Raw genomic sequence first — 20,162 nt, forward strand, 5'->3', positions numbered from 1 at the left:
AAAAATAAAAGTATAACAACATTATATGAAATAAACTATAATCTGTGTCGTTATAAAATATATAACCTATAAATAATTATAAATACTTCATTATTAATGGTCGTTTAATCCCTCGTAATTGCCTGTTTTAGCTCATCAAGAGTTGCTATTTTTGTATTTTGATTTTTACTAGATTTTCCATTTCCTTCTATTATAACATAATTCGGGAAATTCAAACCGGTAATATTCCCTTGCCACCGCGTTACTCCGTGATGAAAGAGTCGTTAATGAACCAATATAAACATCATAATCGCAACATGAAAGAAGTCATTTATATCATTGTTCAGCGACAATGGTATAAATGACTTTATTTTACAATTCAACTCATTAATAATTGATACTTTTTTACATAGGCAATGACTACAGTTTAAAATAATGCATAATCTTCAATGTTTTATTACGAATAATTCCTTTATAATCGTAATCTGCCGGGAATCGACTTAATGTATGTAACAGCTCGATGGCAGTCGGATAATCACGTAAATTGATATTTCTTTTACGAATCGCTGCGATAATCATATCAAGAAATTCAATTAGCATATATTCTGTACGTTCATGTTTGTTATAATAATCATAGCCTTCTTCAATCCAATCATGAACGTATTTGGCTAGCTGTGTAAATGTCCAATTTAAATCATCGTCCGTAAATAAATAATATTCAATACCAGATGACATGATACCAGCATATCGGCATTTTTCCATCTCTTGCTCGACTTCTTTACGTGGATATTGTTCTAGTTCCGATCCGTAATCATATGAGCTATAAGCTAAGTCCTCATCATATTGTAATGAATCGATGAACTCCCGGAAACTGTTTGCGATAAGGATTTGTTTTTCTGTTTCTAAATCTACATATACAACAGGCGGTTCATTGCCTTTATATCGGCGATAATCAAGAGCAACCCATGTATGTCCATCTCCAAATAAATAGACAAGTCGATTGGATAATCCCCATTCCTTTTTTAAGCTACTCGATAATAAAATACCTTCACCAGATATATGACCAATCCCTTTAATATAATCAACGGAAATGATTTCATCCTCAACGACTAGTTTTCTATTAATTAATTCTTCACCATTTTGTGTTTTCATTAATTCAATATAGTCAATCGGCAATTTTTACCTTAAATTTCTTTTCTGCCTGTTCAATTAATTCATCGGTTACGTCTAATAAGCGATAGTCATCGAAATAATCATTCGTAAATATCATTTTTACAACTCCTTTGAATATCAATTAAATACAAGAAAACATTAATAAATAATGAGCAGGAACTTATTTGAGTGATATTTTCAAATAAATCATAAAATAGCATTAATCGTACTAAAAATTTCTGGGTAAGGAACAGGATAAAGGAAGAGCAATAATTCCCACTGTAAGCATGGTACTTACAATATCACTCACAGTTTTTTTACTTATTATATATACTTACATTTGTTATACAGCAATTTCACGATTGATTTTGAATATCTGTCCAGAAAAAAATGAATTTATTTTATCTTTACTAAAGTAATATATTTACTACTTCAATTTTTTAACAAAAGAAGTTGAACATAATTTCATTCTAACCATGGAATACTAGGAGTAAAATTAAATGAATAAGGTGAAATAATGGATTTAGAACAAAACTTTAGACCAGGTGAAGTTGTTTATATTATCATACGTAATCCGCATGCACAAGACGTTGCACATGTTCAGCAGGCTGCCATTGTACAACATCCAGAACAACCAAATAAATTAGCTCTCTTTTCACATGACAATTACTATCCTCTTACGCATGAATTTGCCATCTTTTCAACAGAAGAAGAAGCAGAAATGGCTTATCAGGAAGCATTCGGTCGTGTTGACGGTGAATACCATGGTTAAACCGTTTGTCCCACAACTTGTTTATGTAGAACCACGAGCATTGGAATACCCCAATGGGAAGAGGCTAATTGCAAAATTTGAAGACATGGGAATAGAAATACGTCAGACGACTTCACATAATCAAATTCGTAATTTGCCAGGAGAAAATCATTTCCAAAAATATCGTATTGCCAAATCTACGCTAGTTATTGGCGTTCGAAAAACACTTAAATTCGATACGTCCAAGCCTTCCGCTGAGTATGCGATTCCGCTGGCTACTGGTTGCATGGGGCATTGCCATTACTGCTATTTACAAACAACAATGGGTAGCAAACCTTATATTCGAACGTATGTAAATATCGATGAAATCTTTGATGCAGCACAAAACTATATGGAAGAACGGGCACCTGATATAACGAGGTTCGAAGCATCTTGTACATCTGATATTGTAGGTGTCGATCATTTAACACATCATTTAAAGCAGGCAATTGAATTTTTTGGTCAATCCAAATATGGTAAACTTCGTTTTGTTACGAAGTTCTCACATGTCGATCATTTGTTAGATGCAGACCATCAAGGTAAAACACGTTTCCGCTTTAGTATAAATGATGAATATATTATCAAGTACTTTGAACCAGGTACCTCTAGATTACATGAACGTATTGAAGCAGCTACTAAAGTGGCGGAAGCCGGTTATCCATTGGGATTTATCATTGCTCCGATATATCTTCATGACGGCTGGGAAGAAGGATATTTGGAAATGTTCGAAAGGCTTGAAGCGTCGTTGCCAGCATTTGCTAGGAGTGATTTAACGTTTGAAATGATACAGCACCGTTTTACGAAACCTGCTAAACGAGTCATTCAGGAAAATTATCCAATGACCAAGCTAGAATTAAATGAGTCTAAACGGAAAATGAAATGGGGGCGATATGGCATATACAAATATGTTTATCAGGATGATGAGCAGGAGGCAATTAAAGATACGATAGGGGGCTATGTAAACCGTTTTTTTCCTGATGCTAAAATTGAATACTTTACATAAATAAAAATGTAGTACCTTCTCTTCTCGGAATTCATACACTAAAACAATGGAAAAGGAGAGAAGGTAAATGCTATCCACAGGTGCATTTTTACAAGCAATGTTCCCCCTCTACCTCATGGCTTTGATTGGTTTTGCAAGCCAAAAAGTGGGCATACTTAATTCGCAAGCCAATCAAGTTATCACACAACTAATGCTCTACATTACTTTACCTGCATTGATTGTATACTCACTTAATACAACGATTTCCAAAGAATTTTTAATAGATTTCGCATGGTTAATCACGATGTCCATCTTCATACTGAGTATATCTGTTTTATTGGCTGCTTGGCTTAGAAAAAAAGCCACACTACCAATAAAACAAAAAAGTGTCTATGAAAGTTTAATTATTTTCGGAAATCAAGGCTTTATTGGATTTGCGATTAGTTATATAGTAATGGGTCAACAGGGAATTATTTACCTAACGCTTTTTAACATTTTTTACTTGCTTTTAATTTGGACATACGGCATCTATCTGTTTACGAAAAGTCAACAAAGCGTAGACTGGAAAGTATTGATTTTCAATCCTGGCATTTTATCCACATTGCTTGGATTGGTCATACTCATTCTTCCATTTAAGTGGCCTAGTCCATTTTTAGATACATTTGAAAGTGTTGGAAAAATGACGATCCCATTATCTATGATATTAATAGGAAGTTTGTTAGCAGACATAAAATGGTATGAATTACGTCAATACAGTAAAAACATGTATTTATGGATTGCAGCTTGCTGTAAATTACTTGTCCTCCCAATGTTTTTGTTTATATTTCTCTTTCTCAAAGTGCCATACCCATTATTCATTATAGCTACGTTGGCTTCAGCCATGCCGAGTGCTTCTACTATCTCTGTCTATGCTCAAAAGTTTGGCGGAGATGCCAACTTTGCATCATTTGGAGTATTACTCTCAATCCTACTTTGTATGCTTACAATTCCACTACTCTACAGCTTTCTCCGGTGGTTGTATCCCTTTTTCTATTTATAAAATGTATTGAATATATAGGAGGGTCATATTTGAGTAATATTAAGAAAGTAAATTCAGTTAAAGTAGTGACGGAACTTGGTCATGAAAAGAGTGAAACACCGAAGATTTATGCCGATCTTAGAGGGAAACTAAGATATGATTTTTACAGTAAATATTTTTAATTTGAATCATTTTTTATTTGAACATTTATGTCGATGCGGTTATAAGTTATAATAATAGTATATCTAATGGAGGTGTATGGTATGTCTCTTCCAGATAAAATCATTAAAGAAATTGACATGTTGAATGAGAAAGATAGACAAAAGGTTCTTGATAAAATCAAAGAAAAATATATAGCTAGTGATGTTATTTTATTAAACGAAAATTATTCCTGGTGGGATAATGAAGAGGATGACATTTACAATGAGCAATAAGATGAAACAGGATTATTGAAGCCTTCTGTTGCACGTACTTCAAAAATTATTTCTGTGCATGGTTCAGAATTGAAACGACATCTAGGCGTATTACATAAACATGATCTCGAACGAGTCCTTCATATGCGCAGGAATTTATTTTAGGATAAAACAGTCAGAATCCTTTGCATTTCAATGTACAACAGCTCGTAGCCTGGAACTAATTTCCTTGCTTGGAAGTATTGGTAAATTGAAAAAAGAAAAGGACTTAAACACAGTTTGTAAGCTAACGAGTGTGTATTCCGTGTTGTTGGGAGCAAGTATTATTACAATACCTATCGTAAATTTAGTTTTTAATTTATATGGTGTCATGGTGTTGGTTGGAGTAGCTATTGTAGGAACAATGATTTTTTGGCTCACTTTATCAAAAGTGTATTTTATACCTTCAGCCAAACAATTGTAATATTGATTTTTCCGCAAACGTGCGCTGCAATGGAATAAATTAAACTTTATTATTCCAATTGTATTTGAATTATAGTGCTAAGCTAGAAGTGAATTTCATACCATTAATTTTTACTACTGCTATGTTGCTTTTGTGGTTTTATTTATCGAAAGAGGAGAAATTTGATAAAGATAAAAGAGCTATTATTCTTAATAAGTGGCTGCGATTGTTGAAAATTAAAGGCCTAGTTACTCGCAAAATAAAGAGGAATTAGGATTTTATATCCTGAGATATTTTACAACACTTACGTTTATCCCCTAAATTCTCAACTATTAACCCACTCAGAACACCCATCGTCAGCACTCCATTTGTCAATGTCATATTAAAGTTATGATGAACTACAGCAAATTCCATTGTGACGATGTCATAGATTTTGAAGTAATGAAACGGATTATAGGGAGCTAAATTTGTATCTGCCGTGCCGTTGAATAGTATCCCTAATAATATGGCACCAAACGTAACACCAATCGCTGTAACAGTTCTCTTTGTTATCATTGAAAAGAAAAACAATAAAGAATAACAGAATAAAAGCACCATAAAAAAAGTGAGGCAGATAAAGCGATAAATAAAAGCATTGGCATAAAATTGAAAGATTCGTTAGCTTCATAGATTAACACAGGATAATTCCAAGCACCTAATCGATCAAACATGACACCTAACAATATGGAAAATAGTGCAGACCCGATAATGATTAGTACTGTGCTCATTAATATGGCTATAAATTTACTCATAATGACTTTACCCCCTGATATGGGTTGTGTATAAAGGAAATGAATGGACCCACTCCGATAAAGCCCTTCTTTTGTCAGAATATCTCCGAATAAAAATAGAAAAAAACCTATTCCAATCATTCCAAAGAGTATTCCAAAAAGGCTGTATAAAAAATAACTGGAAAGAAGATGAGTACTTATTATGATTTTTTGTAACACTATCCTCAATATCGAATACTTGATCATAAACCGTCAATACTGAGAAGAAGTGAAAGGGGAGTTCTGGTCGAATATTGTTCTCCCGTAACCAAACCAAACGTTCATAATATACATTTTCTGTAAAACTAGTCATCCAAGTAATCATATTCTTAGAAAATTGACTTCTATCTATCTGTTCCTTAATACTAGAAATCTCCCGGTCTAATAAGAAATCCCAGTCATAATTAATGAGTGCATTCTTTTCTTGTTCAAGCTCTTTAATATTATTTGAATAAACTTCCATATCACTTTGAACAGTAGGATCGTCTGCAAGGGAGGGGTCTGATTAAATTTTTTCCTCCAACTTCTTCAAAGAAAGTTGTGCATTAAACTGTAGTCTTTCTACATTTTCGACAGCATCATCAACCCGTTCAGTATGAATATAGTTAAATACAAAATAACTACTAATAGATAAGGCGAATAAAATAATCATAGCGTTACTTCTTTAGAATATGTGGACTGTTGATCATCATCTGGTGTTGAAGCAAATAATGACATGGGAGCACCAAAACAAAGCATCCCAATTAAAGTAAGCGTTCCTAATAAACCAACAACTTTTCTATACATGATGATTTCACGTCCTTAGCTTTTGATTTGTGTCATCAGGCTATGGTGTCTATTTAACTCTCTTCTACATGAGTTGAAAGAAACCCCGCTTATTTAATTAGAAAACATTGAATATTATATTGTATATAGAAAATTCAATAATATAATTGTTTCGCAAACGATTGAATGGTAAAATATATATCAAAACAGCTGTGTTATCTGTTTTCAATATTTCATAAAGTAATAGCAAGACAAAATGGTTTTATATACGGATTTTATTGAATTGGAGGGCTTATCTTGAAAAGAATTGTTTGGATTTTGTTCATAGTTATTTTGTTCGTTTCAGGATGTTCGTCAGTCAAGGAGCAGGAGGGAGGAATAGAAGTCCCTTCAGAATCGGCATGGGCTGACTCAAAATCACCATCTGATCTACATATAGAACGGAGAAATGAAAATATAGGAAGAGGGTTTCATGCTGTATTAGAAACGTATTGTTGGGAAAATAAAGAAGAACATTGTAGTCTAACTCCAGACCATCCGAAAGAAACATTAGAAGGTTGGGAACCTTTAATCGTTACACCAGGAGAACACCTTACATTTTTTCTGAACAATAGAAGGGATAAACTCCCTTATCCAGATGAAATTACCTTTACTCAATTTCGAGTAACTGAGGAGGAAGGTGAAGAAGTAGATGTTTTCGTAACAGAGTATGACCACGAAACACAAGCGAGACAGATTCTAGAAGCACCCGATGAACCTGGAAAGTTTTATTATCTCGTTCATCTTCAGTGGAATGAAGAACTAAATGGTGAAGCTTATTATGCATATACCATATATGTAAGGGAAGAGTCCTAGATATTTCCAGCCCTTTACGTTTGTGAAGGTGAAAAAGGGAGTCAGAAATTGGAAAGGCAGATATTGTTCAAGATGATAAATTGTTACTACTAAGAAGCAAGGTGAAGAAGGCTATTACTTTCATTACCTGGTGGCGGTCAGGAACGTGAAAGAATTTGGAGGGCTTATCTTGAAAAGAATTGTTTGGATTTTATTCATAGTTACTTTGTTCGTTTTAGGATGTTCGTCAGTCAAGGATCAGGAAGGAGGAATAAAAGTTCCTTCAGAATCGGCATGGGCCAACTCAAAATCACCATCTGATCTATTTATAGGCCAGAGAGATGACGAAATGGAATTGATTCAAGCACCATTAGAAACGTATTGTTGGAAAAAAACCAAAGAAGATCATTGTAGTCTAACTCCAGACCATCCAAAAGAAACATTGGAAGGATGGAAACCTTTATTAGTTACACCAGGGGAACACCTTACCTTTTTTTATGACAATATAACGGATAACCTTCCTTACCCAGACGAAATTACCTTTACTCAATTTCGAGTAACTGAGGAGGAAGGTGAAGAAGTAGATATTTTCGTAACAGATTATGACCATGAAACACAAGAAAGACAGATTATTGAAGCACCAGCTGAACCTGGAAAGTTTTATTATCTCGTTCATCTTCAATGGAATGAAGAACTAAATGGTGAAGCTTACTATGCATATACCATATATGTAAGGGAAGAGACCTAGATTTTTCTAACTCTATTAGTAGAAGAATATGACGCTTTTATTATGGCACACCCACTCTTATATACTGATTACATCAGCCTTATCCTGGATTAAAAGTCGTCATCCATATTATTAATGATTTATTTTCACATTTGTATCGTGATGAAAAGTTACTTCATCTCCGATTATTTCAATTATATATCCAGGTTCGATAGGAAACCTAGAAAAGTTTGTAGAGGGTAGATGGGAAAAAGCACCTGATTTTTTAACAAAATTATAAGTACAGTAACGATAGAAGGTGTGAATATACCCGTTTTGTCATTGCATTATGAGGCTGAAGCTTATATGAAACTTGGTCGAAAAAACAAGGTGGATATGATCTATAAATACATAAAGAATGTTCATTAAATCATTTGCCACTTTTACTGCTGTAAGATCCTTAAAGCTAGAGAACGATTAGGAAATCTTTTGTTTTATTAACAGGTATGGGAGCACGCAACCAAAGGGAAGGTCAGTAAAATAATTGATAAAACAATCGAGACGATAACGAATTAGGGATACTGCTTCTTATCCCATAATGTGATGATGCAATGATTTCCAATCAAAATGTCATTTCTTTAGTTGAAGTCGTTCTCAAAGTCAAAACAATACTCGCTAAACTAACTAAAGTTCCTAACACTGCAATAACGCTTACCCAAACATGAACAGGAAAAAGAAACCCGATAGGTATAACTCCTAAAAATGCCATTACGATAAATGCTTGATACACTGCAGAAATAATTCTCACTGTACGATTACTAAATAACGATAAAATCAAAGGCGGTAAAAAGAGTACGATAATCATTCCAAGGGATATCCATAGACCAAGTGGTTCATCATATGAAACAGTGTTAGGTCCTGTAGGATGTCTGGCAACGAGTAAAATCCCAGCAACGGCTAATATTAACATTGAAAATACCATAAGAAACCGTTTAAACATGATAAAGAACTCCCTCCCTCTGTATTAATACTTTAGACTTAAAAATAAAAAACCTATAACCATTATAATATTATCAATCCGACACTGTAAATAGTATCAGACTGATTTGGCGTTTTTTGTATAAATAGTATAATATTTATTATAAGGATGGAAAACTTATATGTACAATCGGTCGACAATTAAATATTAATGATTATTTCGGTTGTGCAAGATTTGAGGATAAATTTAATATAAATCCAACCATTATGAGTTAAAACGTTAAGGAGAAATTATATATGACAAAGAGCAATAAAAGGGAATTATCACCCGAGCAACGAGAAGAATTACTTAAAGCATTGAAAAGCCGCTTTGATGAAAACATGCATCGCCATGAGGATTTTGAGTGGGATCATATTCAGGAAAAACTTGAAGCGAATACAGAAAAGTTGTGGTCGCTACATGAGATGGAAGAAACTGGTGGAGAACCAGATGTTGTTGCATATGATGAAGTGAACGATGAATACATTTTTTATGATTGTTCAGCGGAAAGTCCAAAAGGTCGTAGAAGTGTTTGTTACGATCGTGAGGCCCTAGAGTCAAGGAAAAAACATAAACCAGAAAATAGCGCTATTGATATGGCAACTGCTATGGGCATTGAACTATTAACAGAAGAACAATACCGTCAATTGCAGGAGCTTGAAGAGTTCGATTTAAAAACATCAAGCTGGGTACAAACACCTGCTCATATAAGAAAACTTGGCGGGGCCATCTTTTGTGACCGTCGCTATGATACTGTTTTTATGTATCATAATGGAGCCGAATCATACTATGCTGCAAGAGGCTTTCGTGGATCGTTAAGGGTCTAAATATTGAATAGCATACATATTATTTAAATATGGGAACGGATTTAGAAAGAGAGCATTCGAATCCATTAATCACTTTTCCGGATTTAACAAGTGAAAATATCTTTTGTGGTAGTTGATGTCTAATATACGAGGGAGATATAATGAGAAACTTTATAATCGTCATTATTTCATTAGCTGCCTTAGTTTTATACGGTTGTAGCAATACAGGAAAAGAAAGCTTATCAGGATACAGCCCGCCAGATGTCTATATTGATGTTGATAACCAAAAGTATAAAACGAAACTCGGTACTTATTGCTGGAAAGGGGATTGTGTTGATACGTTTGGTCCAGCTGAACTATTAAAAGATAAAGAACCAATACAAGTTGAAGCAGGAGCTACAGTAACGTTAGAAATGAATTATAATCCGAGGCCAAATGAAGTTCATCTTACACGGATAGTTGATAATAAAGAATCTACCGTACCAATCAAAGATCATCAATTTAAGGCGCCGACTGAAAAAGGAATATATTATTATTCTTATGGGGTATGGTGGTTGGATGAAAAAGATAAAAGTATGTCTCACGGTGATGCTTTTTACGCTTTTGTTTTAGGAGTGAAATAGTAAGCTATCTTCAATAATATTTCGACTCTCTCATTCCCTGTTATTAAATGTGGTCTCGTTCACATATCCCGTCATAAGAAAAGCACCTCAAATGTTAGCATACGTGTTTGAGGTGCTATTTATATTTTATACTGGGCGCACAGTTATCTCGTTCACATTGACATAATCAGGCTGTGTTAGAGCATAAACGACAGCTTTTGCTATGTCTTTTGGCTCTAATTTTTTACGTTCGTTATTCCAAGAACTTTCATTAGTTAAGCTCGTGTCCACCATACCGGGTGAAATATTTGTGACACGGACCCCCGTTTTGGCCAATTCCTTTTCTAGACCAGTTGAAATCGCACGGACAGCAAATTTTGTGGCACTATAGACGGTACTTACCTTTGTTACTTCAAAACCTGAAACTGACGCGATATTAATAATATGACCGGTTGAGCGTTCTAACATAGAAGGTAATACACTATGGATATTATATAGCACGCCTTTTATATTTACGTCAATCATTTCTTCCCATTCTTCTATTTTTCCAGAGCGAATCTTTGATGAAAGCATTTGACCGGCATTATTTACTAAAATATCAACATGATTAAATGCTTCTTCAGCTTTCTTTACCAAGCTGTCAACATGTTGCTTATTTGTTACATCTGTCTGGACTACCAATACTTTACCATTATCTAGTTCCTTAATTTCCTTCTCTATTTCTGATAGTTTATCTAAATTACGGGCAGCTAGCACAAGATTTGCGCCTTCTTTAGCCAATTCTTTTGCAATACAAGCACCAATGCCACTACTTGCCCCTGTAACAATAGCCGTTTTTCCATGTAATTGTCTCATCCTCATAACCTCCTAATTTATAATAACGTCCTTTATTGGATTGTAACATAGGAATTGAATGTAGCTCTTTCCTTTTAGTTGTTTTTATGTCCTTTTCTATTAATAGACTACCTTCGCAAAACAAATATGATGACGATAAGATGGATATGAGTGAGTGGACTCAAGAAGCATTTAATGATGTCGTAAAAAAGCATCAAGAACTAGCGATTAAAGATGAAAAATACGTATTTAGTATCTTTCGCAAAATAGATAATAAAAATATTGGCTATGTAGATTTTTCAACAATTATGAGAAACAAATTTCAATGGGGATTAATAAGCTACAGACTTCATAACCAATTTTGGAGAAAGGGTTATGGCAAAGAAGCAGTAAAAGAAGCACTTCATATCGCCTTTAAAAATCTTCATTTTCATCGCATTGAGGCTCATATAAACTTAGATAATACCGCATCCATTCATTTAGCCGAAAGTGTCGGTATGAAATTTGAATGCATAAGAGAAAAATTTATATATGAATTTGGTGGATGGACCGATAATCTAATCTATTATATGAACGCAAAGTCATTTTTGAATGTGTTTGATTTAAAAAGTAAATTTAAATGGCTTGGATTTAGTCTAAGTAAGCATATTTTAATTAAAACCGTTCCATGCTGTCACATGGAACGGTTACAATAGACCAACCCCATCAAGAGGAGAAGGCATTTAAAGAGTAATAATCACTCAATACGCTTTACGTGCATATGAGGGATTTTTTATTTTTGTCTGGTATAGAGAAACGCTACTAACATACTAAAAGCAATCATTAAGGTCAAAACGTTTTCATATTCATTTTATTAATAAAAACATGACTCCCTGATATTGTAAGAATATGTCTCGATTGTGCTCCTATCCTCATTTCACTTATAATTATTTTATTAAGAAACAATCATACATAGTTAACAGTAATTGGTTTCATTATATTAGTAAGGAATTTCTAATGCAAAGTAACTATCCAATGGCAAGTTATTTACACGATGGCTCCTAATAACAATTATGATGTATCCATGCTGAAAGAGAATTAATGGTTGATTTCCTAATGGAATAAAATTTGGAAAGAGGACAAGGTATGAGTTTAACGAAACAAAATATCATGATTATGCTGAAGAAGATTTTGCGGGCAATACTAATTATGATTGGAGCATTTATTACAGCATACGGATTAGAAGCGATACTCATTCCGAACAATGTATCGGACGGTGGTGTGACAGGTTTAAGTATCGTTGAATCACAATTAACGGGACTGCCTTTAGGAATTTTAATTGCGTTATTAAATATTCCATTCATTTTTTTAGGATATAAACAAATTGGCAAAAGCTTTGCGATTTATTCCATTATAGGTATTGCTTCACTGGCGTTCGGGACAATCATTATGCGCCATATCCCAACCATTATTGAAGGAGATACGTTGTTAGTTACTGTGATCGGCGGTATTGTTATTGGATTTGGGATGGGATTAGCATTACGTAATGGTGGTGCATTAGATGGGATTGATATGTTAGCGGTACTCCTTTCACGAAAATTACCTTTTGGGACAAGTGACCTTATTTTATTTCTAAATTTATTTGTCTTCATTGTTGTCTCCACTGTATTTGGTCTTCGTGGAGCTTTCTTATCAGGAATTGCCTATTTCATTGCTTCTAAGGTCATCCACATGGTAGAAGAAGGTTTAAGTGGTTCCAAGACCTTTAAAATTATTACGAATAAACCTGAATTAATGGTTGAAACGATACGTGATCGCCTTGGAAGAAGCGCAACGTATAACTTAGTTGAAGGCGGTTATTCAAATGAACAATTTAAAGAAATTACATGTGTCATAAACCGTTTAGAAGATAGTAAAATGAAAGAGATTATTTATGAAATTGATCATCAAGCCTTTGTAGCAGTATATGATGTGGCAGAAGTGAGAGGTGGAAACTTTAAAAAACGTAATATTCATTAGTATGATTGGCTTCAGGAGTCAGTTTAAATTGATCTTGGATTCTTATCAATAGGAATCCAAGATTTTTTCATGCTCAGATTAATCCGTTCAATTTGTGTAAAATTAGCTGAGTGGCCTTGGTAACTCCGCAGTGCCCTATGTAAATCGAGAAAATTATGCTAATATATAGATATATAATCAATCTATTAAATGTTTTCAAATAAATTAAAGGAAGTGATTTAAATGCCTACTTGTCATAACTGTAAGACTGAATGGACATGGAAGCAAACCGTTAAATCATTGTTTAGATTAAAATGTCCATATTGTGGAAAAAAACAATATGAATCAGCAGCATCTAGAAAAAGAACCTCCATGATAAGTATCATCCCATTAATCGCTGTACCTATTAATTTATTGTTAAACCTTCCTTGGTGGAATGTTATTGTTCTTATGATCCCTTTGATTGTTATTATATTGGGTATTTATCCATATTTGATTAAACTGTCTAATGAAGAAGAGCTGCTTTGGTAATTTTTTCCACGCCTAATAAGTATAAGAAAAATGCAGAGTATAATACAGGGGTAAAGCGTATTCCGAGTTATAAACGTTCTGTAAGTTTCTAACAAAATGTTTTGGATAACTAGTGTATTAATTTGCTTTAATCTTATATTAATACACTAGTTTTATTATAGTAAGATATTTTGTGTTTTACTTTCATATATTTTAAGGCGTTGAAATAATAACATATATTATTAAATTAAAATCGATTTCTCTATCTTAAGTTCATTCAATGGGATATTAAACTTTTTCTACTTCTTTTATACCAGTTTGTTTCTTAAATAGTTCGTAGTAGTATCCTTTCATATTAATTAACTTTTCATGGTTACCTGACTCGATTACTTTTCCGTTGTTAATGACTAATATTTTATTAGCATATTTAATGTTTGAATATCTATGTGTAATAAATATACCTATCTTCATTGCGTTATTTTTTGCAAAGTTTGATAAGATATCTTCCTCTGAAAAAGGATCTAATGCCGAAGTAGGTTCATCTAAAATATTTATATCAGCATTTTTAAACATTGTTCTTGCATATGTAACTCTTTGCCATTCACCGCCTGATAGTTGTACTCCATTATTAAACCATTTTCCTAGTTGAGTATCTAAGCCTTTATTATTATGGAAAAAGATGTTATCTAATCCAGCATGATTGATACACCTCATGAGAGCAGCATCGTTATTTATATGTTCAAGATTTGTAATAGCTATATTCTTTCTCAATGTTAGTTCGAAGGTTTCGAAATCTTGATGCATGATAGAAATTTTCTTTCGTAAATCATCTTTAGAAAGATTTTTGATGTTTATGTTATTAATTAATATTTCTCCTCTGTCTATTTCATACAACCCAGCTATTAATTTGATAATTGTCGATTTACCGCTTCCATTTTGTCCGACTATAGCTAGAATATCTCCGGACTGTATTTGAAAGTTTACTCCTTTTAAGCTATATTCATTGTTTCCTGGGTATTTAAAATATACGTTTTTAAATTCTACAGAATAGATATGGTTTAGCTCTTTATATTCTTTATCATCATTCATTTCCGTTAGTTTATTTGAGTAATTAATAAATCGGAAGAATTGATCTAAATAAATATTATTTTGGCAAAAACTTATCATAGTAGACGAAATCTCTGACAACTTATTTGTAGACATTACTATACCTTGTACTAGTGCAACACTAGTTCCAACAAGAATCGTTTGGTTAACTGTTAGTTGTACGACGTATATTAATAATCCTACTATTATCGTTAGAGACAAAAAATCGATAATCAAATAAATAAATAGTCTTTTCTTTTGTATTTTTTTATCTTGAATAAAGAAAAAATCAAGAATACTTGAAAATTCTTTAACAAAATGATTACCAGCATTATTTAATTTTAATTCTTTAAAACTTCTATAGTTAGAAATTAAATATTGAATGTACCACATAATTCTTTGTTTAGGTGCACGATTCCAATAAATATTATATTCATATTGAGTCAACTTTAAATTAGGAACGAAATGGAAAATAGGTAACATTAATAAAAATAATGAGTACCATTTTAATGTTATAAATATTAATACAAACAAGGAACCAAACGTTATAACATTAGTCAAAAATGTTGATATTAATTGAAACGTTGAAATAGGAGCATGACTCGATTCTTGTAATGCTCTTTTAAATTGGTCTTGTATTTCTGGGTTTTCAAAATCTTCTAATCGTAATTGTGTTGCCTTTTCTAAGATATCTTTATTAATTTTATTCGTGACTTCAATTGTGAATAGATTATTTACCATTGATTGGATAATCCTGGATATATTACTAACAATTAATACCGTAACAAATAAAATAAGTGGAATAATAATACCTTCCATAGTTTTTTCGGTTGCTAAAGCATTAAATAATTTCTCTGTTAAATGAATATTTAAAGTTGGAGTGAGTCCAAGTAATAAATAAAAAAAGCTGATAAGTATGACACTCACTTTATTTGTTTCCCACAAGATTTTAAAGATACTAGGCCAATAATTAAAAGATCTTAGTATTTCATTAAATGAATAATTTCCTTTAAACTCCTTTTGTGTTGCCATAAATTCACCTATTCCAATTAGTTTATTAAGAATAACCAATCCCAATCGTTTTTATCTAATAAATAACTTGTTAATGTTAGCATAATCCCTCCTTCGCCTTCTAGAATACCTGGTTTCTCCTGCTCTTTTTTTAGTTCCTTATATTTATTCTTTTCATTATAAATGTGAAGAATATAATCAATAAGTGATTCGCCATATTTTTTAAATGTATTAATACCTGTATCATTATACATTTGGTTAAACATGTGAGCTAGACCGGCATAACCATGACAAAATGTTGTCGATTGTAAATGTATTTGCTCAGGTGAAATAGAACATATTTGTTTATAGACATTAATAGCAAGATTTTCTGTATCCTTATCATTTATAGCTTTTGATGCTAAATATAGGGCACGTGCAATTCCTTCCTCACCGTAACACCAAGAATCATTTCTCACATGCGTTGTTTGGTGAGAAAAGCTTTGAATCTTTTTTGGCCAAATCTTTCCATCAATAGATTCCATTTGTAGTTTTTTTAATAGTTGAATAGTATCATTTATTACATTTATCACCTTTTGATTCTTCTGATTTACATGAATGCTATAGATTGATAACAAAGCTAAAGGTCCAGCTATACCATGGGATAAACTAAGATCAAGATGACCATAAGGGAAATCTTGTTTTTCCATATCTGTTTGATTATGGAATGGTATATAACAATTTAATATTTGCTCATTATCATTAGTAAGTACATCTGTTAAATAACTAACAATTACATCAATAAACGCATTATAATGTCTATTATCATTACGGAAAATCATATATCTGGCTAAACTACTCATGCCGTATATGGCATCATAGTGGTGTTTATGGACATTCTTTTGAATTAATAAATTGTCCAGTCTATTGATATATTCTTTTATAATCTTCATATTAAAAATATAGTTATCAAGTTGTTTAGCGTAATTTTCATAATTTCGTTTATCATTCTTTGAAATAATTTGAACTACAGTTGAAATCGCTTCAAATCCAAACCAAGGAGAGTGCGTGAGATGCATATTATTTAATTTAGAGTTACAATATGCTAAATATTGATGGGCGATTTTTTTGTTCTTTTCTTTTGAGAATAATTTGCTAAATTCATTGTATATAACCACCATACCTAAAGGTCCAGAAGCTAAACTAAAAAGATTATTTTCAGTAATAGGGAATGATAGCGGATTCTGAAACCTTTGCGCATAGTCTTTTAATATTTTATATATTTTTTCTCTTCTTTCGGCTTGTTGAATCATGTTATGTATCACCGTTTTTCCGTAAATATATGTTTATTCTCTAGTCTATATTTCATAGATTTTAGTAGATTTCCGGTATAACTATAAATTTTAAATTCAAAATCTCGATTGATACCAAATACTCGATTAATGAACATGTGAATAACACTCATTATGAATAATTCATCCATATTTTCATAATATGGTAATAATTGACTTCTTATATCGAGAATCATATAATGCGTAAATTTTTTTAATGCAGGATACTCTATGTGAAACAAACAATTATCTTCTAACAAATTGACATATTTTATGATATTGTTCTTTTCTTTTCTGAACTCTTTACTATATAAAGGTATCGTTCTTGTGTTTTCTAACATGTTCATCTGTTCATCTAGCGTTAGCTCTAATGCCTTAAATATTGTGAAACAGGCGTAAACCCCAAAGTATAGACGTTTTTCCCCTTGAAAAATTTGTTGCGGTAAATGTCTTAAAATGTTTTCACTTTCTAAGCAGAAATAGTTTTCCACGTAAGGGAATAATTTTTCACCTAAATATCTTTCGTATTCTGGTTCATATGTATCGATAACATATTTTGAAGAATAATTTGATAAGATATGTTCGCGGTAAAAACGATTAAAATGTTGAATTGTGTCGCTGCTCATTGTTGCATCGGTTAGTTTGATACGATAGCGGATATGGTATCCATATTCATTGTCTTTATACCTGATAAAATATGACTTCTTAATTAAATTATTTTCTTTTAATTGTTTATCAAGCGTGTTTAATGGTCCAAATATAAAGTCTTCTTGTCTATGTTGATCAATATATAATTTTAGAAAAATCCACTGCTTTTCAAACGGTAAGATACTTCTTTTTTTAATTTCAATATGATGATTCTTATGATGACCTAAATTTATGGGTGTTTTTATATGGTGTGTATTGTTATGCAGTCCAACGACGTATTCAGTCAATACGTTATTTTGTTCCAATGTTTGAAATCCAGTCTCAAATAAAGTTACGACTTCCTGTGTTTGTAATTTCCTTATTAACAACTCCTTAAAGTAATCATGTTGAAGGTCAAGTAATACTTTTTGGTCAGCTACGACAGAATCTAATAAATAGACATAGCGTGGTACATGATAATCCGATAAAAGGTGATTTAACGATTTTTCCAAATCAATGTACTCATTATAATTGCTTAAATATAGATTCCAAATTTTGGGTGAAATGATGACATTTTTATAAGTTATTCTAGGTAGAAAAGCTGCATTGCTTAACGGACCCCAATAATCAGTAGAAAAATTGCCAATCTTTTCTTCTCCAATATCTACTAACAATCGATATATATCACTTCCTAATGTTGCGTTAAACATATTATTAGGAATTGGAATGACCATTTTATCTAATCGTTTTGAATATAGATAAAATTTATTTTGACTTAAGCCCACAAATAAATCGTCCAAATAAATGATATTATGATTATGAGAAAGTGAATTTGTTTCTAGGTTAATTTCATATGTTCCTAATGAATGACCTAATAAGATATTATTCGCTCTAGGAGTAGTTGCGTAATGATTGATTCCCGCAATAACAAAATTAGTATCTGAATGATTTTGCTTATAAATTAATTTTTTGTTGTTAAAGTAATGTAAAAATCGTGAAAATGTTTTACCGAAAAAATTTGAACCTATAACATTATTAACAAATAATTTCTCTTCGTTAATTTCTTTAATTGGAGTGAAATATATTTCTTTAGAAAGACTATGTATGCCTTCAGTTCGATTAACAACATTTTTTAATTGCTTGATTTTACTGTTTGTTAATTCTATTTCCTTATTTCCCGTCATCATTGCTTGTGAATACCAAGATAATAAAAGTTGTTCTTTTTTCGTCAATTGAAATTCGATTATGTCTTCAGCCACAGTATGTGAATCTGAATAAGGCGACCCAAGCCCATGAATGTCATCCATTAATTCTAGAATGCGGACTTCTCTATTTCCATATTTCTCGAGGAAACGCTGTTTGTATGTGTCTAAATGTTTTTGTGATTTTTTTGCTAATAAATCCTGTAAATATGCGCTTTGCCTAATGTGTAAATAATCTTTTTTAGATAAGTATTCACTTTTAGTATCAATATAATCAATTTTTAAATAGTGACTTGACTTATTAATTTGTTTCATTTTTTGTTCAATTTGTTTTAGAATATTAATACCTTCACCTAATGTGGTGTTTTTGTAGGATAACATGAGCTTCGATACGTGATTTAATTCATTTGCTAACCATTCGCATCCTTCAACTTTCTTTAACTCGGTGATAAAAATTGAAAAACGTTCCTTTGCATTTATGATAGGTCTTAATGAAGTTACTAGCATATCTGCTCTAATAAGTGAAAACATGAATTGTCCTACATCTTCATCGTTTAATTGGAATTCCTTTGTGGTTTCTTGACAGAGTTTCTGAAATGAAATAAAGTTCTTAGCTTTTTTATAAATAAAAGCAACTATGTTATTAAATTTTATTGATATAGGTAAATTCTCTTTATCATGTTTATACGAGTGACTTAAGAATAGTCTATCATCTCGAATATAAGTTAAATGATTAACTTTAATGTTCAATTGTTTGATTACTTGATAATCATTTTCTAATTGATTAACTAGTTGAAACAACCATTCCATATCTGGGTTTATTTCTTTTATTGCATGTTGAGCATATGAATGAGAAACATTTCGATCTTTTTCTTTAAATTCACCCAACCCAACGTGAGAAAATAAGCCAAAAGGAGTAGGACGTGAGCACGCTCTTATATAGTAGTTGACCACACTTTCAAAGATTTTTTTCTTTCTTTTTAAACGGAATGTGGAAAATTGTTCTGAAGTTAAATCATTATAAAGGGATCGACTAGATAAACGCAGTGCTTCCATAAATTCTTTTTCAGTTTTAATTTTCATCAATATGTATTCAATAGACTCATTATCCAGAGGATATTTGATATTTTTTATGATGTCGTTATATTTTTTTAAAGACAATATCGGTCGTCTAAACATGAAATCGGAATGAATTTGATATATACGATGTTGCTTCATGAAGTTCTTCCTTTCTTTTTATTTAATACCTCTAGGAGAAGGTAATTTCCCCTAGAGGTAAAGCACAAATG

At 32.0% G+C, this 20,162-nt stretch carries 21 protein-coding genes; 13 read left to right on the forward strand and 8 right to left on the reverse strand.

Translation table 11 applies throughout. From position 1 onward, the window contains the following. Positions 1-399: 399 nt before the first annotated feature. Positions 400-1,155 (reverse strand): SMI1/KNR4 family protein, encoded by a 756-nt coding sequence (locus tag VIG73_RS05165; protein WP_331639646.1) that lies wholly within the window; start codon positions 1,153-1,155, stop codon positions 400-402. A gap of 493 nt (positions 1,156-1,648) precedes the next feature. On the opposite strand from VIG73_RS05165, the gene VIG73_RS05170 reads away from it, so the two are divergent. The 6 genes from VIG73_RS05170 to VIG73_RS05195 all read left to right on the forward strand — a co-directional run bounded on the left by VIG73_RS05170 (position 1,649) and on the right by VIG73_RS05195 (position 4,797). Continuing rightward, positions 1,649-1,903: a transcriptional regulator SplA domain-containing protein gene (locus VIG73_RS05170; RefSeq protein WP_331639648.1), complete on the forward strand. Its 255-nt coding sequence runs from the start codon at positions 1,649-1,651 to the stop codon at positions 1,901-1,903. Next, positions 1,896-2,924 carry a spore photoproduct lyase gene (gene splB / locus VIG73_RS05175; RefSeq protein WP_331639790.1) on the forward strand — a complete coding sequence of 343 codons (1,029 nt, stop codon included), beginning with the start codon at positions 1,896-1,898 and terminating at the stop codon, positions 2,922-2,924. Before VIG73_RS05170 ends, splB begins: the two co-directional genes overlap by 8 nt. A 67-nt stretch (positions 2,925-2,991) precedes the next feature. Further along, positions 2,992-3,942: an AEC family transporter gene (locus VIG73_RS05180; protein WP_331639651.1), complete on the forward strand. Its 951-nt coding sequence runs from the start codon at positions 2,992-2,994 to the stop codon at positions 3,940-3,942. A gap of 29 nt (positions 3,943-3,971) precedes the next feature. Further along, positions 3,972-4,103, forward strand: coding sequence for a hypothetical protein (locus tag VIG73_RS05185; RefSeq protein WP_331639654.1), 132 nt, complete (start codon positions 3,972-3,974; stop codon positions 4,101-4,103). Between the two features lie 81 nt (positions 4,104-4,184). Then, positions 4,185-4,355, forward strand: a complete 171-nt coding sequence (locus VIG73_RS05190) for a hypothetical protein (RefSeq protein ID WP_331639655.1) — start codon at positions 4,185-4,187, stop codon at positions 4,353-4,355. A gap of 229 nt (positions 4,356-4,584) precedes the next feature. Beyond that, complete coding sequence (locus tag VIG73_RS05195) at positions 4,585-4,797, forward strand: hypothetical protein (protein WP_331639657.1); 213 nt, start codon at positions 4,585-4,587, stop codon at positions 4,795-4,797. 530 nt (positions 4,798-5,327) lie between these two features. Here VIG73_RS05195 and VIG73_RS05200 read toward each other — a convergent pair. After that, the gene (locus VIG73_RS05200) at positions 5,328-5,567 is read right to left on the reverse strand and encodes a hypothetical protein (RefSeq protein WP_331639659.1); all 240 of its coding nucleotides are present in this window, start codon (positions 5,565-5,567) and stop codon (positions 5,328-5,330) included. 666 nt (positions 5,568-6,233) lie between these two features. Then, positions 6,234-6,371 carry a hypothetical protein gene (locus tag VIG73_RS05205; RefSeq protein ID WP_331639661.1) on the reverse strand — a complete coding sequence of 46 codons (138 nt, stop codon included), beginning with the start codon at positions 6,369-6,371 and terminating at the stop codon, positions 6,234-6,236. 276 nt (positions 6,372-6,647) lie between these two features. Here VIG73_RS05205 and VIG73_RS05210 point away from each other — a divergent pair, with 276 nt between their 5' ends. Both VIG73_RS05210 and VIG73_RS05215 read left to right on the forward strand, forming a co-directional pair. Beyond that, a complete protein-coding gene (locus VIG73_RS05210; RefSeq protein WP_331639663.1) occupies positions 6,648-7,205 on the forward strand; it encodes a hypothetical protein in 558 nt (185 codons plus the stop codon). A gap of 169 nt (positions 7,206-7,374) precedes the next feature. After that, positions 7,375-7,932, forward strand: coding sequence for a hypothetical protein (locus VIG73_RS05215; RefSeq protein WP_331639665.1), 558 nt, complete (start codon positions 7,375-7,377; stop codon positions 7,930-7,932). 580 nt (positions 7,933-8,512) lie between these two features. Here the strand turns inward: VIG73_RS05215 and VIG73_RS05220 are convergent. After that, a complete protein-coding gene (locus VIG73_RS05220; protein WP_331639667.1) occupies positions 8,513-8,890 on the reverse strand; it encodes a hypothetical protein in 378 nt (125 codons plus the stop codon). Between the two features lie 275 nt (positions 8,891-9,165). On the opposite strand from VIG73_RS05220, the gene VIG73_RS05225 reads away from it, so the two are divergent. Together VIG73_RS05225 and VIG73_RS05230 are read left to right on the forward strand one after the other, a co-directional pair. Continuing rightward, positions 9,166-9,735 (forward strand): DUF4256 domain-containing protein, encoded by a 570-nt coding sequence (locus VIG73_RS05225; protein ID WP_331639669.1) that lies wholly within the window; start codon positions 9,166-9,168, stop codon positions 9,733-9,735. Between the two features lie 140 nt (positions 9,736-9,875). Beyond that, positions 9,876-10,337, forward strand: coding sequence for a hypothetical protein (locus VIG73_RS05230; protein WP_331639671.1), 462 nt, complete (start codon positions 9,876-9,878; stop codon positions 10,335-10,337). A 126-nt stretch (positions 10,338-10,463) separates the two neighbouring features. Here the strand turns inward: VIG73_RS05230 and VIG73_RS05235 are convergent, their stop codons facing one another. Beyond that, positions 10,464-11,171 carry an SDR family oxidoreductase gene (locus VIG73_RS05235; RefSeq protein ID WP_331639674.1) on the reverse strand — a complete coding sequence of 236 codons (708 nt, stop codon included), beginning with the start codon at positions 11,169-11,171 and terminating at the stop codon, positions 10,464-10,466. A gap of 140 nt (positions 11,172-11,311) precedes the next feature. Here VIG73_RS05235 and VIG73_RS05240 point away from each other — a divergent pair, with 140 nt between their 5' ends. From VIG73_RS05240 to VIG73_RS05250, 3 genes are all read left to right on the forward strand, one after another. Continuing rightward, positions 11,312-11,845 carry a GNAT family protein gene (locus VIG73_RS05240; protein ID WP_331639676.1) on the forward strand — a complete coding sequence of 178 codons (534 nt, stop codon included), beginning with the start codon at positions 11,312-11,314 and terminating at the stop codon, positions 11,843-11,845. A gap of 430 nt (positions 11,846-12,275) precedes the next feature. Next, positions 12,276-13,148, forward strand: coding sequence for a YitT family protein (locus VIG73_RS05245; protein WP_331639678.1), 873 nt, complete (start codon positions 12,276-12,278; stop codon positions 13,146-13,148). Positions 13,149-13,370: 222 nt separating this feature from the next. After that, positions 13,371-13,658: a TIGR04104 family putative zinc finger protein gene (locus tag VIG73_RS05250; RefSeq protein ID WP_331639680.1), complete on the forward strand. Its 288-nt coding sequence runs from the start codon at positions 13,371-13,373 to the stop codon at positions 13,656-13,658. A gap of 267 nt (positions 13,659-13,925) precedes the next feature. Here VIG73_RS05250 and VIG73_RS05255 read toward each other — a convergent pair whose 3' ends face one another. Genes VIG73_RS05255 through VIG73_RS05265 form a run of 3 tightly spaced genes read right to left on the reverse strand, consistent with a single transcriptional unit; the run spans position 13,926 to position 20,091 of the window. Beyond that, positions 13,926-15,755, reverse strand: coding sequence for an ABC transporter ATP-binding protein (locus VIG73_RS05255; RefSeq protein WP_331639682.1), 1,830 nt, complete (start codon positions 15,753-15,755; stop codon positions 13,926-13,928). 17 nt (positions 15,756-15,772) lie between these two features. Next, positions 15,773-17,026 carry a lanthionine synthetase C family protein gene (locus VIG73_RS05260; protein ID WP_331639684.1) on the reverse strand — a complete coding sequence of 418 codons (1,254 nt, stop codon included), beginning with the start codon at positions 17,024-17,026 and terminating at the stop codon, positions 15,773-15,775. Positions 17,027-17,034: 8 nt separating this feature from the next. Then, complete coding sequence (locus tag VIG73_RS05265) at positions 17,035-20,091, reverse strand: lantibiotic dehydratase (RefSeq protein ID WP_331639686.1); 3,057 nt, start codon at positions 20,089-20,091, stop codon at positions 17,035-17,037. Positions 20,092-20,162: the final 71 nt, after the last annotated feature.

Origin of the sequence: Cerasibacillus sp. (assembly GCF_036516575.1) — a bacterium.
In the GTDB taxonomy this organism is placed as follows: Bacteria; Bacillota; Bacilli; order Bacillales; family Amphibacillaceae; genus Cerasibacillus.